The following is a 13,585-nucleotide window of genomic DNA, read 5'->3' as shown; positions in this document are numbered from 1 at the left end:
GGCGGGCCGACAAGGCATCGAACACATGACGGACAGACGAACGGCGCCCGATCCGGGGGCAAGCCCGGTCGGACGCCGTGTGTGAAGGGGTTCCCGCCCCGGTGGCCGGACGTCAGTCGTTGGCGACCACGGGGTAGCGCGGCTCGTTCTCGGCCATCTGCCGCAGCGCCTCCTTGCGTTCCCGCTTGGACAGCCGGTCGATGTAGAGGTAGCCGTAGAGGTGGTCGGTCTCGTGCTGCAGACACCGTGCGAAGTAGCCGGTGCCGCGTACCTTGACGGGGTTGCCCCACTCGTCCTGACCGGTCACCTCGGCGTAGTCGGGGCGGGCCAGCGGAGCGTACGCGGTGGGCACCGACAGACAGCCCTCGTTGCTGTCGTCCAGCCGGCGCTTCTCGGCGGGCAGTTCGACCAGCTCGGGGTTGCAGACCACGCCGACGTGGCGCACGCCCTCGTCGTCCGGGCAGTCGTAGACGAAGACCTTCAGGTCGACGCCGATCTGGTTGGCGGCCAGGCCCACGCCCTCGGCGGTGCGCTGGCTGGCGAACATGTCGTCGACCAGCTTGCGCAGCTCGTCGTCGAACTCCGTGACGTCCCTGCACTCCTTGTGCAGCACCGGGTTCCCGACGACCGTGATCGGACGGGAGGTGCCGCGTTCGCGGTAGGCGGCCTCGCGCTCCTCGCAGTCCTCCGTGTCGATGACGTACCCCTCGTCGTCGACGGGGAGCACGCCCGCGTGCTGCTGATCGGTGTCCTGCTGAGCCATGACCGACGTATGCCTTCCTGGAAAACATGGGGTGTGGTGCTGATACAGGGTACGGCGACCGGTGCGCGGGCCCGCGCGCTAGCAGACCTCTTCCAGGTCCCGCCAGTCCCGTGAGTCCGGGCTGTCCGCCACCCATCCGTCCAGCAGACCCCGGACCAGCGACGCCGGCGCGGCCACGCCGCACTCCCGCTCCGGCACCCACAGCTGCCCGTCGGTGCGGTGGCCGAGCGGCCCCGGGTGCCCCGGCTCGCTGTGGTCGTGCGGGTCGAGGTGCTCGCCCTCGCCCTCGTCGGACGGCATCCGGGACTCCGAGCACATCCGGCACAGCAGCCGTACGGAGGACGACCAGTCCTCGGCGGCGAAACCGGCGTCGGAGGCCAGTTGCTCCAGGGCGTCCCGGTCGGCCTCGGACGCGGCCTCCAGCAGCACCACCCAGGTCGGCACCGGGGAGGGCGCCCACAACTCGATCTCGTCGAAGACCGGGTAGGTGTGTCCGGCGGCCGTGCTCCGCTCCCCGTGGGGCACGCCGTCGTGCAGCACGACCTCGCCCCAGCGGCGCCCGGAGGACGGCAGCGGGATGGACAGCACCTCGATCCGGGCGGGGTCCAGCCGCCGCCCCCACACGACCTCGGCCTCTCCTTCCGGGGAGAGCCGCACGGCCGCGCTGCCCAGGTCCATGCCGAGGGGCTCGCCGGAGTCGGTGGCCGGGCCGGGGATCCTGAGCCCGTAGGCCTGCCAGGCCCGCCGGGCCAGCGGCCAGTCCTGCAGGGCGGTGGCGGCGATGCCGACGTTCCACCAGTCGGGAGCCCCGGTGTCGCGGTCGAGCAGCGCGACGGCCCGCAGGCCGGCCGCGCGCGCCTGTTCCCAGTCGTGCCGGAACTTGTGCAGCAGCGCCAGGTTGAACCACGACTCCGACAGCCAGGGTTCCAGATCGGCGGCCCGTGTCAGCAGCGCGCCCGCGTCCTCGTACCGACCGTCGCCGATGAGCGTGAACGCGCGGTCCGTGGCCTGCCGCCAGGAGGCGGAGGGCCGGTGCCGTCCCTTGCCGAAGATCCTCACGATTCCCGCCTGCCAGTTCCGTGCGGTGGGCTGGCTGTGTCTTTCCGCGCCCCCGGACACCCTCTTCTTCGCATCCAACCACGTACGGCCGGAGAGGCGCTCATTACCCATGGGTTACCCAGCCCCGGGCGGGGTCAGACAGTCCCGTTCGCGGCCCCGGCCCCGCTCGGCCGCCGGACGCACCCGGTGTTCAGTTCCGGTCCGCACGCACCACCTCCGTGTTCCGCGACAGCACCCGGGCCAGTGCCTCCACCACCTCCGGGGCGTACTCCCCGGCGGTCGCCAGCCGCAGTTCCTCCAGTGCGGTCAGCGGCCCGCCGGGCCCTCCTTCCCGGGACTTCTCCTCGTACGCGTTCACCACCCGGACGATGCGCGCGGCGAGCGGCTGCTCCCGGTGCGGATCGGCCTGTTGTTCGACGATCCGGGCCACTCGGGGGTCCACCCCGGTCTGGCGTACGACCGCGCCGCCGAGCAGGGCGATCCGCCGCTGCTCGGCGGCCGGCAGGTCGGCGGTGGCGCCCGCGGGGACCGGGTCGACGAGGCTGAGCTGGCCGATGTCGTGCATGAGGGCCGCGTACTCGAGCACGGTCAGTTCGGGTCCGGTCAGCCCGAGGTCCCGGCCCACCGCCCGGCTGAGCGCCGCGACCCGGTGGGCGTGCCCGGCCGGGGTGTACCCGGCGATCTCGGTGGCCCGCGCGAGGGAGGCGATGGTCTGCCGGTAGGTGGCGCGCACGGCGGCGTACCGCCGGTAGGACAACTGTGCGAGCAGCAGCGGTACGGAGAAGACGGGCAGCGCCCACAGCCCCACGACCGCGACCCCGAGCGCCATCACCGCGCCCGTGGCCACGACGGCGGCCCCGATGCCGGGCACGGCCCGCAGTTCGTCGCGCAGCGTCGGCAGGAAGGGCCACCCGGTGCGGGAGCGGGCCAGCGCGGCGGCGAGCACGGCGTCGCACAGCGCGGTGAGGGACAGCAGGGCGAGCAGCAGCAGCGCGTGGGCCGGCCCGCTCCAGTCGTCGAACGCGCCCTGGCTGTACAGGGGCTGGAAGCACACGGCGACGAAGCCGACGGTCAGCACCCGGCGGGCCAGCGGGTCGAGGGTGGGACCGTGGCCGCGCCCGACGTGCGGCACGCTGCCGAGCAGGGAGGCGGCGAGCACCACGGTGACGACCTGGGCGGCGCCGTGGTGGGTGGGCCGGCCGCCGGCCTCGCCGAGCAGCGCGTACGAGAGCGACCCGGCGGCGGCGAGCGGCGCGGCCTGTCTGATCCGGGTCCCGTTGCGCCGGGTGAGTTCGCCGACGGTGACGAGCAGGCCGAAGGCGAGGGCGGTACCGCGTTCCTCGACGCCGTGGTGGAGGGTGGCGCCCAGGGATCCGGCGGCCAGGACGGCCGCGCAGGTGTGGACGAGGGTGTGGAGCCCGGGCCTCACCGGTGCGCCCCGGGCCGGTCGGTGACCGGTGCGGCGGGCGCGGGCACGGCGCGGGCGTCGTCGGCGGTCACCGCGGGGTGCCACCCGGCCCGGCCGATCACGTGCACCAGAGCGGCCACCATCCGCGGGTCGAAGTGGGATCCCGCGCACCGCTGGAGTTCCTTCAGGGCCACGGGCACGGGCCGGGCCCGGCTGTAGGAGCGGGTGGAGGTCATCGCGTCGAAGGCGTCGGCGACGGCGACCACCCGTGCGGACTCCGGGATCTGACTGCCCGCCAGCCCGTAGGGGTAGCCGGTGCCGTCCAGCCGTTCGTGGTGGTGCAGCACCGCCTCCCGGGCCTCGCCCAGGAAGGAGATCCCCCGCACCATCTCGTGCCCGTACTCGGGGTGCAGTTCGATCACCCGGCGCTCCTCGGGGGTGAGCGGACCGTCCTTGGTGAGCAGCCGGGTGGGCACGCCGAGCTTGCCGACGTCGTGCAGGATCCCCGCGAACCGCAGCACCTCGACCCGCTCGTCGTCCATGCCCAGTTCACGGGCGATCATCATGGAGGCCTGTCCGACGCGCTCACTGTGCCCGCGGGTGTACCCGTCCTTGATGTCGACGGCCTGGACGAGCGCGCGGATCGTCGCCTGGTGCGCGGCCCGCTCCCGGTGGTACTGGGCGAACGCCCACCACGAGACGCCCATCGGCAGCAGCACGAGCAGCGCGGCCACGGGACCGTAGGGGCTGCGCCACAGCAGGGCCATCATGAGCCCGGCGAGGCCGTGCACGGTGATCGGTGCCAGGGACCGCAGGAACAGCCGCCCCCAGGCGACCGCCGGCCCCGCCGTCCGTTCCCCGCGCCGCAGCGGTACGCCCGCCGTCAGCGCCAGGACGGCGCCGTCCAGCAGGGTGAGCACCAGGCAGAACACCAGCACCGCGGCCCCGGCCGTCCCGAGCGCGAGCGGAACGTCGCAGTCCGCCACCGCCTCCCGGCCGCCGGCCGCCCGGTGGACCCGGCTCGCGGCCCACACCGCGAGCACCAGCCGGCCGGCCCGCCAGAGCCGCCGGGCCGGGTACGGCCGCCACGCCACGGGCACGAGCAGCGCCCCGGGCAGGACGGCCAGCGCCGCGGCGGACGGCGGCAGCAGGAAGGCCCCGGCGAGTAGGACGGGGTAGAAGGTTCCGCCCGGGTGCGGAGTGCCGACGAGGCGCGACCGGGCGAGGAGCTCGCAGCCGCCGTACAGCGCGGCGAGCAGGGCGACCGCCCACCAGGGGACGGGGGCGCCCGGGAGGGGCAGCAGACAGAGCAGGCCGGACAGGGCGACACCGGCGACCAGCGCGCGGGCCCGTCCCGGTAACGCCTCCATGAGCCCCTCCCCGACCGTGCCCGCCGTGCTCGACCTGCCACCCCTGTCAGGCTCTGGAGCCTAGGACGGCGAAGGGCGCCTCCACGGGCCGATAACCCGCGGATTAGCACGTACGAGTGACGACGGGCCCCGTACGGGGCGGTCACGGGCCTGCCGGGGAGGCCGCAGGCCGGGAGGTCAGGACTCCTGCGGCGACGTCGGCGCGGCGGTGACGTCCTGCTCGGGCACGGCCTGGCCGGAGCGGATCAGCTCGATCCGCCCCATGACCTTGGAACGCAGGTCGCCCGGCACGTCATCATGCCCGCAACACCGCTTGACCAGCTTCTTCACCGCCTGCTCGAGCCCGTACTTCTCCAGGCAGGGCGAGCATTCCTCGAAGTGGTGCTCGAACTTCGCGCAGTCGGCGTCCGGCATCTCGCGGTCGAGGAACTCGTAGAGGTGATCAAGGACCTCGCTGCAATCCGTCTCGTGCGGCTCTCCGCAGCTCATGACCCCGAGCCTTTCGCTTCGTTCGACTCTCCGGCGCCGGCCGGGACCAGTCCGCGCTCACGGGCGTAGTCCTCGAGCATGCCGCGCAGTTGACGACGGCCCCGGTGCAGCCGGGACATCACCGTACCGATGGGTGTCCCCATGATGTCGGCGATCTCCTTGTAGGCAAAGCCCTCGACGTCCGCGAGATACACGGCGATGCGGAACTCCTCGGGGATCGCCTGCAGCGCTTCCTTCACGTCCGAGTCGGGCAGGTGGTCCAGCGCCTGCGACTCCGCGGAGCGCAGTCCCGTGGACATGTGCGACTCGGCCCGCGCGAGCTGCCAGTCCTCGATGTCCTCGGCCGCGCTGCGCTGGGGTTCGCGCTGCTTCTTGCGGTACGAGTTGATGAAGGTGTTGGTGAGGATCCGGTACAGCCACGCCTTGAGGTTGGTTCCTTCGCGGAACTGGTGGAAGGACGCGTACGCCTTGGCGTACGTCTCCTGCACCAGGTCCTCCGCGTCGGCCGGGTTGCGCGTCATGCGCAGCGCGGCCGAGTACATCTGGTCGAGGAACTCGAGCGCGTCCCGCTCGAAGCGCGCGCTGCGCTCCGCGGTCGACTCCGCGCCCGTGCCGCCGCCCTGGCCCTCGGGCTGCTCCGCCTGGCCGTGTTCGGTCCCTGCGCCGGTACCGGGAACCGGACCCACCTCCTCCAGAGTTGTCGTGAGACCGAGAGCGGTCTCACCCGAATCGGAGGATAGACGACGATCCGGTCCGCCCGCCGCCCGAACAGGGGCGGTCTTGGCCGCGTGCAGCACCGTCCAGTCGAGGTCGGTGCGGCTGCTGCGGCGCGGGCAGAAGGTGGAACCCATGCGGTGGACTTCCTCTCCTACGGCGGCGGTGCCGTTGACCGGCACGTACGTCCGCCTCAACAGCGCGGGCGGTCCGGGCATTCCCGGGCCCCTACCCGAGTGGGCCGGTCCACCGCACGACCGCGTCCGTGACGACCGCCAGGGCCTCCGCCTGCGTGATGCCCGCCCGCCCGGGCACGGCGAGGCCGTGGTCGCCGTGCGGCACCTCCACCAGCTCGTACGCCCCCTCGGGAAACTCCCCGGGCCTGCCGAACGGGTCGTTGCCGCCCTGGACGACGAGGGTGGGCACCCCGGCGCCGAGCAGCTCGTCGGCGCGGGACCTCTCGGGCCGGCCCGGCGGGTGCAGGGGGAAGCTCAGGGCGAGCACGGCGCGGGCGCCCAGTTCACCGGCCGTGCGGCAGGCCACCCGGGCCCCCGCGCTGCGCCCGCCCGCGATCACCGGCAGACCGGGCCCGGTCAGCGCGGGCCAGACGCCGCGCCAGCCGACGTCGAGGGTCTTCGGCGCCGGCGCCACCTTCCGGCCGGCCACGCGCCAGGGCTGCTCGACGAGGGCCACGGTCACGCCGTGGGCGGGCAGGGCGGCGGCGAGGGCCCTCAGGTCCCGGGCCTCGATGCCGCCGCCGGCGCCGTGGCCCACCGCCAGCACGAGGCGTGCGTCGCGCCCGGCACGGTGCCAGGTGATGCGGGCGGGGCCGGCGTCCGTCTCGACGGTTTCGACGGTTTCGTTGGTTTCGACGGGCTCGGTGGGCTTGGCGGACTCGGCGGGCCCGGTGGCCGCGTCGGGGGTTTCGGGGATCACGTCAGAAGAGTGTGCCCTCCTCCGGTGCGGCCAGCTCCGTCAGCAGCTCCGGGCCGTTGTTGCGGACGTTGCTGACCGCCGTGGGGACCGGGTAGGCGCGCATCAGGCCGGGAGGCGGCGGGGCGAGCAGTCCGCGCACGTCCTCCACGTCCGTGCGGGAGGGGTCCAGCCAGCCGTCCCAGCGGTCCGGTGTGAGCATGAGCGGCATCCGCGGGTGGATGTCGGCCAGGGTGTGCGGGCCGTCCTCCGGCGGGACCGCGAGCGGGCTGCTCTCCGCCTCGGTGGTGATGACGGTGCACGTCGCCCACCAGGCCTGCGGGTGGTCGTCCGGCAGCGTCCGGTCCCGCCAGAACTCGTACAGCCCGGCCATCGCGAAGACCGAGCCGTCCGCCGGCGTCACGAAGTACGGCTGCTTGCGGGGGCGCTTCTTCTTCCCCTCGACCTCCAGGTCCCGCTCCTGCTTGCCGGTGACCCACTCGTAGTAGCCGTCGGCGGGCAGGATGCAGCGCCGGGTGGCGAAGGCGCGCCGGTAGGAGGGCTTCTCGTGGACGGTCTCCGCGCGTGCGTTGATCATCCGGGCGGCGCCCTCGGGCGTCTTCGACCACGAGGGGACCAGGCCCCACCTCAGCCTGCGCAGCTGCCGGACCGGCCGCGGGTCGTCCACGCCCTTCAGGGGGCGGTCGAGCACGGCGTAGACCTCTTTGGTGGGGGCCACGTTGTAGTCGGGCCCCAGGGCCTCCTCCGGCTCCCTCTCCCGATCGCTCGACTCCGCTCGAGCAGAGGGGACCCCCACCTCAATCCCAAAGATCCCCGCGAGCTCCTCGGGACTGCGACTCGCTGCATACCGTCCGCACATACGTGCAACACTGCCAGACTCCGCACGCGCAGGCAGAGGGAACCGACGGGAACACATGGAGAGCACCGCCAGCATGGTCAGCACCGCGTCCGCCTCGCTCACCTCCCTCTGGGACGAGATCTCCGGCACCCAGCCCGATCCGGACCTGTGGGTGGTCGCCGCCACCCTGGCCGCCGCGCTGGCCGTCGTCGTACCGCACCGGCTGTGGCGGCTCTCGCGCAACGCCATCACCATCGCCCACGAGGGCGGCCACGGGCTCGTGGCCCTGCTCACCGGCCGCACCCTGACCGGGATACGCCTGCACTCGGACACCAGCGGCCTGACCGTCAGCCGCGGCAAACCGCACGGCATCGGCATGATCCTGACCGCGGTGGCCGGCTACACCGCTCCCCCGCTGCTGGGCCTGGGCGGCGCCGCGCTGCTCGGCTCCGGACGCATCACTCTGCTGCTGTGGCTGGCGACGGCGCTGCTGATCGCGATGCTGGTGATGATCCGCAACGCGTACGGGGCGCTGACCGTGCTGCTCACCGGCGCCACGTTCGTGGCCGTGTCCTGGCTTACCGGCCCCCAGGTGCAGGCGGCGTTCGCGTACGCCGTGGTGTGGTTCCTGCTGCTGGGCGGGGTCCGCCCGGCCTTCGAGCTGCAGGCCAAGCGGGCGCGCGGGGGCGCGGGCGACTCGGACGCGGACCAGCTGTCCCGGCTCACGCACACACCGGCGGGACTGTGGTTCTTCCTGTTCCACGCGGTGTCGCTGTGCTCGCTGATCGGCGGGGGGCGCTGGCTGCTGGAGGTGTGACGGCCGACCGGGCGCGGACGGTGCCGGCGCGCGGCCCCGCCCCGGGGCACGACCAGCCACAACGCTGCCGCACCCGAACCAGCGCCGCCCACTAAAGTGGGGCCCATGACCGTTAACCCCGCACACACCGCCCTCTGGCCCGCCCCGCACGCGAGCGGAGCCGTCGACGCGACCGTCCACGTGCCCGGGTCCAAGTCGGTCACCAACCGTGCCCTCGTGCTCGCCGCCCTCGCCTCCGAGCCGGGCTGGCTGCGCCGCCCGCTGCGCTCCCGCGACACCCTGCTGATGGCGGGCGGGCTGCGGGCCCTGGGGGTCGAGATCGAGGAGGGCGTGGGCCCGGACGGCACCGGGGAGGCCTGGCGGGTGCTCCCCACCGGCCTGCACGGTCCGGCCACGGTCGACGTCGGCAACGCCGGCACGGTGATGCGGTTCCTGCCTCCGGTCGCCACGCTGGCCGACGGCCCCGTCCGCTTCGACGGTGACCCCCGCTCCTACGAGCGCCCCCTGAACGGCGTCATCGACGCGCTGCGCCGGCTGGGGGCTCGGATCGACGACGACGACCGCGGCGCGCTGCCGATGACCGTGCACGGCGGCGGTGCCCTGGACGGCGGCACGGTCTCGGTCGACGCGTCCTCGTCCTCCCAGTTCGTCAGCGCCCTGCTGCTGTCCGCGCCGCGCTTCAACCAGGGCGTCGAGGTCCGGCACACCGGCTCGACGCTGCCCTCCCTGCCGCACATCCGCATGACCGTCGACATGCTCCGCGCGGTCGGCGCCCAGGTCGACACCCCGGAGTCGGGCGGCGAGCCCAACGTCTGGCGGGTCACCCCGGGCGCCCTGCTCGGCCGGGACCTGACCATCGAGCCGGACCTGTCCAACGCCCAGCCGTTCCTGGCGGCGGCGCTGGTGACCGGCGGCAAGGTCGTCGTCCCGGACTGGCCGGCCCGGACCACCCAGCCCGGTGACCGCCTGCGGGAGATCTTCACCGAGATGGGCGGCTCCTGCGAGCTGACCGAGTACGGGCTCGTGTTCACCGGCTCCGGGTCGATCCACGGCATCGACGTGGACCTCGGCGAGGTCGGCGAGCTGACGCCGGGCATCGCGGCCGTCGCGGCGCTCGCGGACTCGCCGTCCACCCTGCGCGGCGTGGCCCACCTGCGGCTGCACGAGACGGACCGCCTGGCCGCGCTCACCAAGGAGATCAACGAGCTCGGCGGCGACGTCACCGAGACCGCCGACGGTCTGCACATCCGCCCGCGCCGGCTGCACGGCGGGGTCTTCCACACCTACGAGGACCACCGCATGGCCACCGCCGGTGCGGTCATCGGCCTGGCGGTCGAGGGGGTGCAGATCGAGAACGTGGCGACCACGGCGAAGACCCTGCCGGACTTCCCCGAGCTGTGGACCGGGATGCTCGGGGCATAGGGGTTCACGACCATGCGCCGCTACGGCAAGCACACCGACGAGGACGACATCCGCTCCCGCCCCAACCGCAGGGGCAACCGGCCGCGCACCCACATACGCCCCAAGCACGAGGACGCGGCCGAGGGCATGGTCCTCACCGTCGACCGGGGCCGGCTGACCTGCCTCGTCGAGGACCGGACCGTGCTGGCGATGAAGGCCCGCGAACTGGGCCGCAAGGCGGCGGTGGTCGGTGACCGGGTGGCGATCGTCGGCGACCTGTCCGGGAGGAAGGACACGCTCGCGCGGATCGTGCGCATCGAGAAGCGCACGTCGGTGCTGCGCCGCACCGCCGACGACGACGACCCCTACGAGCGGGTCGTCGTCGCCAACGCCGACCAGCTGGCCGTCGTCACCGCCCTCGCCGATCCCGAGCCCCGCCCGCGCCTGATCGACCGCTGCCTGGTCGCGGCGTACGACGGAGGGCTGACGCCGCTGCTGGTGCTGACCAAGTCGGACCTCGCCCCGCCCGACGAGCTGCTGGAGCTGTACGGCGACCTCGACATCCCCTACGTCGTCACCAGCCGCGCCGAACTGGAGAGCGGCGCGGCGGCGGACCGGGTGCGCGAACAGCTCGACGGCCGTGTCACGGCGTTCGTGGGGCACTCCGGGGTCGGCAAGACGACGCTGGTCAACGCGTTGGTGCCGGAGGAGCGGCGGCGTACGACGGGACATGTGAACGCGGTGACGGGACGGGGCCGGCACACGACGACCTCCGCGCTGGCGCTGCCGCTGTCGGGCGCGGACGGGTGGGTGATCGACACCCCGGGCGTGCGGTCCTTCGGGCTCGCCCACGTCGATCCGTCCCGGGTCATCCACGCCTTCCCCGACCTGGAACCGGGTACGGAGCACTGTCCCCGCGCGTGCAGTCACGACGAGCCGGACTGCGCGCTGGACGCGTGGGTGGCCGAGGGTAACGCGGACCCGGCGCGGCTGTACTCGCTGCGGCGGCTGCTGGCGACGCGGGAGCGCACGGAGGACGACTGAGGCACACGGCCGGAGAGCGCGCCGAGGAATCGGCCTCCGCGTTGTTTGTCCGGGCATGCGGGCGGTAAGTGCATAATCGCACCGAGCCGGACCCGAACCCGCCGAACCCGGCGAAGCGGTCACCGTGCGTGGCGAGAACACGGGAGGACGACACATGGCGTGGCTGCTGGTCGTAGTGGCCGGGTTGCTCGAGACCGGTTTCGCCGTGTGTCTGAAGCTGTCGCACGGCTTCACGCGACTGTGGCCGACGATCGCCTTCTGCGTGTTCGCGCTGGGGAGCTTCGGGCTGCTGACCCTGGCACTGAAGAAGCTGGACGTGGGCCCGGCGTACGCGGTGTGGACGGGGATCGGCGCGGCGGGGACGGCCATCTACGGGATGGTGTTCCTCGGCGACCTGGTGTCGACGCTGAAGATCGTGTCGATCACGCTGGTGATCATCGGGGTGGTCGGTCTGCAGCTGTCGGGGTCGGCGCACTGAGCGTCCGCGTCCCGCGGCACGGTTCCCCGCGCCGGTCCTACGGCACCGGCTGCCGGTGCAGGACGCTGCGGACCAGGTCGGCCACGCCGCCCTCGACCGGTGGCGCGGCGACGCAGGACAGGGCGAGGCGGACCACGAGTTCGCAGGAGCGGGCCAGGTCGAGGGCGTCGGTCTGGGGTGCATCGGAGCCGGCCAGGACGGCGACGGCACGGTCGCGGACCAGGGCGACGAAGTCGGTGGGCGAGGGCAGCGGGCCGTCGGCGCGGCGCTGGGCGGGGACGGCGGAGCCGGACCGCACGGGCGTGAGGGCCGGGGCGGGCAGGCGTTCGCTCCAGCAGCCGGTGAGCACGGCGCGGACCAGGGCGTTCCCGCGGGCGGCGGAGATCGTCCACTCGGCGGTCGCGGTCAGCCGCTCGCGCGCGTCGGCGGAGCCGGTGAGGGCGCGGTCGACGCCGGCCAGGTAGCCGTCGGCCTCCCTGCGGACGAGGGCCCGCGCGAGGCCGTCCTTGCTGCCGAACTCGTTGTACAGCGTCTGGCGGGAGACTCCGGCCGCGGCGGCCACGTCCACCATCCGCACCGCGGACCACGGCCGGCGTGCCAGCGCCGCGCAAGCGGCGTCCAGCAGAGATTCCCGCGCTGCAGGCATCATCGCCTCCCTCGGGGCGAGCGGCCGGTCCTGCGGTTCAGGTTTGACGGGCCCCCGGGGGCTGTCAAGGGTTCGCGGGCCCCCTGTGGCCCCGCCCCCGCCTCGGCGGATACCGTTCGTTGCATGCCCGACTACCTCGACGACCTGCGTCTCGCCCACGTCCTCGCGGACGCCGCCGACGCCGCGACGACGGACCGCTTCAAGGCCCTCGACCTCAAGGTCGAGACCAAACCGGACATGACGCCGGTGAGTGAAGCGGACAAGGCCGCCGAGGAGCTCATCCGCGGCCACCTCCAGCGCGCCCGCCCCCGGGACGCGGTGCTCGGCGAGGAGTACGGGGTGGAGGGCACGGGTCCGCGCCGCTGGGTGATCGACCCGATCGACGGGACGAAGAACTACGTGCGCGGCGTCCCCGTCTGGGCCACCCTCATCGCTCTGATGGAAGCCGGCGAGGGCGGCTACCAGCCCGTCGTCGGCGTCGTCTCCGCCCCCGCCCTCGGCCGCCGCTGGTGGGCGGCCAAGGGCGGCGGCGCCTTCAGCGGACGCAGCCTGTCCTCGGCCTCCCGGCTGCAGGTCTCCCGCGTCTCCACGCTCTCCGACGCCTCCTTCGCGTACTCCTCGCTCAGCGGCTGGGAGGAGCAGGGGCGGCTGGACGGCTTCCTCGACCTCACCCGTGCGGTGTGGCGCACCCGCGCGTACGGCGACTTCTGGCCGTACATGATGGTCGCCGAGGGGTCGGTCGACCTGTGCGCCGAACCCGAACTCTCGCTGTGGGACATGGCCGCCAACGCCATCATCGTCACCGAGGCCGGCGGCAGTTTCACCGGGCTCGACGGCCGCCCCGGACCGCACGGCGGCAACGCCGCCGCGTCGAACGGTCTGCTGCACGACGAGTTGCTGGGGTATCTCAACCAGCGCTACTGAGTGGTACAGGGGTCCGCGTGCGCGCCCTCGGCCGGGCCGCACGCGCCCCCTTGTTGCCCCCCGCTTTGCCTGCCACTCTGAGGGTCCCCCCACTTGTGAATTTGTGAAACCGCGAACTAGCGGGTGCCGCGTCCGTGGGCGCGGCACCCGCGAGCGTCCGGTTTCCGGAAGGAGGTGGCTCCATCCATGCTCGTCCGTGACGCCATGAGCACCGTGGTCCTCACCATCGGCCCCGCCCACACCCTCCGCCAGGCCGCCACCCTGATGTCCGCCCGCCGGGTGGGCGCGGCCGTGGTCCTCGACCCCGACGGCACCGGCATCGGCATCCTCACCGAACGGGACGTCCTCGACTCCGTGGGGCTCGGGCAGGACCCGGACTCCGAGCGCGCCCACGCCCACACCACCACCGACGTCGTCTTCGCCGCGCCCTCCTGGACCCTGGAGGAGGCGGCCGCCGCCATGGCCCACGGCGGCTTCCGCCACCTGATCGTCCTCGACCGCGACGAGCCCGTCGGCGTGGTCTCGGTCCGCGACATCATCCGCTGCTGGGCACCGCGGCGGCAGCCGGGCCGGAGCATACCGGCGCAGGTACCGGCGTAGGCGCCCCGCGGGCACCGTCGCGGGGACGTCGTCGCGGGACATGCGGAACGGGCCGGACCCCCGTGGGGGGTCCGGCCCGCGTTCTCGACGAGCGGTCCAGC

Annotated in this window: 15 protein-coding genes; 6 read left to right on the top strand and 9 right to left on the bottom strand. The window is 73.5% G+C overall.

Annotated elements, in window-relative coordinates; genetic code table 11:
• Positions 1-112: 112 nt before the first annotated feature.
• The 8 genes from def to CP969_RS25480 all read right to left on the bottom strand — a co-directional run bounded on the left by def (position 113) and on the right by CP969_RS25480 (position 7,595).
• Positions 113-763 (bottom strand): peptide deformylase, encoded by a 651-nt coding sequence (gene def / locus CP969_RS25515; RefSeq protein WP_004983603.1) that lies wholly within the window; start codon positions 761-763, stop codon positions 113-115.
• A gap of 78 nt (positions 764-841) precedes the next feature.
• The gene (locus tag CP969_RS25510) at positions 842-1,822 is read right to left on the bottom strand and encodes a tetratricopeptide repeat protein (RefSeq protein ID WP_004983605.1); all 981 of its coding nucleotides are present in this window, start codon (positions 1,820-1,822) and stop codon (positions 842-844) included.
• Positions 1,823-2,012: 190 nt separating this feature from the next.
• A complete protein-coding gene (locus CP969_RS25505) occupies positions 2,013-3,251 on the bottom strand; it encodes an HD-GYP domain-containing protein (protein WP_171817460.1) in 1,239 nt (412 codons plus the stop codon).
• Entirely contained in the window at positions 3,248-4,600 is a 1,353-nt protein-coding gene (locus tag CP969_RS25500; RefSeq protein ID WP_016824677.1) for an HD-GYP domain-containing protein, read from the bottom strand. Before CP969_RS25500 ends, CP969_RS25505 begins: the two co-directional genes overlap by 4 nt.
• 177 nt (positions 4,601-4,777) lie before the next feature.
• Positions 4,778-5,089, bottom strand: coding sequence for a mycothiol system anti-sigma-R factor (rsrA, locus tag CP969_RS25495; RefSeq protein ID WP_004983611.1), 312 nt, complete (start codon positions 5,087-5,089; stop codon positions 4,778-4,780).
• The gene (gene sigR, locus CP969_RS25490; protein ID WP_004983614.1) at positions 5,086-5,775 is read right to left on the bottom strand and encodes an RNA polymerase sigma factor SigR; all 690 of its coding nucleotides are present in this window, start codon (positions 5,773-5,775) and stop codon (positions 5,086-5,088) included. Before sigR ends, rsrA begins: the two co-directional genes overlap by 4 nt.
• Positions 5,776-6,031: 256 nt before the next feature.
• Complete coding sequence (locus CP969_RS25485; protein WP_016824678.1) at positions 6,032-6,739, bottom strand: alpha/beta hydrolase family protein; 708 nt, start codon at positions 6,737-6,739, stop codon at positions 6,032-6,034.
• A gap of 1 nt (position 6,740) precedes the next feature.
• The gene (locus CP969_RS25480) at positions 6,741-7,595 is read right to left on the bottom strand and encodes an SOS response-associated peptidase (protein WP_026084883.1); all 855 of its coding nucleotides are present in this window, start codon (positions 7,593-7,595) and stop codon (positions 6,741-6,743) included.
• Positions 7,596-7,668: 73 nt separating this feature from the next.
• On the opposite strand from CP969_RS25480, the gene CP969_RS25475 reads away from it, so the two are divergent.
• The 4 genes from CP969_RS25475 (at position 7,669) to CP969_RS25460 (ending at position 11,314) form a co-directional block, all read left to right on the top strand.
• Complete coding sequence (locus CP969_RS25475; RefSeq protein ID WP_026084884.1) at positions 7,669-8,391, top strand: M50 family metallopeptidase; 723 nt, start codon at positions 7,669-7,671, stop codon at positions 8,389-8,391.
• 105 nt (positions 8,392-8,496) lie between these two features.
• The gene (gene aroA, locus CP969_RS25470) at positions 8,497-9,813 is read left to right on the top strand and encodes a 3-phosphoshikimate 1-carboxyvinyltransferase (RefSeq protein WP_016824681.1); all 1,317 of its coding nucleotides are present in this window, start codon (positions 8,497-8,499) and stop codon (positions 9,811-9,813) included.
• A gap of 12 nt (positions 9,814-9,825) precedes the next feature.
• The gene (gene rsgA / locus CP969_RS25465; protein ID WP_004983625.1) at positions 9,826-10,836 is read left to right on the top strand and encodes a ribosome small subunit-dependent GTPase A; all 1,011 of its coding nucleotides are present in this window, start codon (positions 9,826-9,828) and stop codon (positions 10,834-10,836) included.
• A gap of 154 nt (positions 10,837-10,990) precedes the next feature.
• Positions 10,991-11,314: a DMT family transporter gene (locus CP969_RS25460; RefSeq protein ID WP_004983628.1), complete on the top strand. Its 324-nt coding sequence runs from the start codon at positions 10,991-10,993 to the stop codon at positions 11,312-11,314.
• 37 nt (positions 11,315-11,351) lie between these two features.
• Here the strand turns inward: CP969_RS25460 and CP969_RS25455 are convergent, their stop codons facing one another.
• Positions 11,352-11,963, bottom strand: coding sequence for a TetR/AcrR family transcriptional regulator (locus tag CP969_RS25455; RefSeq protein WP_026084885.1), 612 nt, complete (start codon positions 11,961-11,963; stop codon positions 11,352-11,354).
• Between the two features lie 120 nt (positions 11,964-12,083).
• Here CP969_RS25455 and hisN point away from each other — a divergent pair, with 120 nt between their 5' ends.
• Entirely contained in the window at positions 12,084-12,884 is an 801-nt protein-coding gene (hisN, locus tag CP969_RS25450) for a histidinol-phosphatase (protein ID WP_016824683.1), read from the top strand.
• Between the two features lie 186 nt (positions 12,885-13,070).
• Positions 13,071-13,484, top strand: coding sequence for a CBS domain-containing protein (locus CP969_RS25445; RefSeq protein WP_004983636.1), 414 nt, complete (start codon positions 13,071-13,073; stop codon positions 13,482-13,484).
• The last annotated feature ends 101 nt before the right edge of the window (positions 13,485-13,585 follow it).

Source organism: Streptomyces viridosporus T7A (assembly GCF_008704515.1).
Taxonomy (GTDB): domain Bacteria; phylum Actinomycetota; class Actinomycetes; order Streptomycetales; family Streptomycetaceae; genus Streptomyces; species Streptomyces viridosporus.
This window is presented reverse-complemented; position numbering and strand designations above follow the sequence as displayed.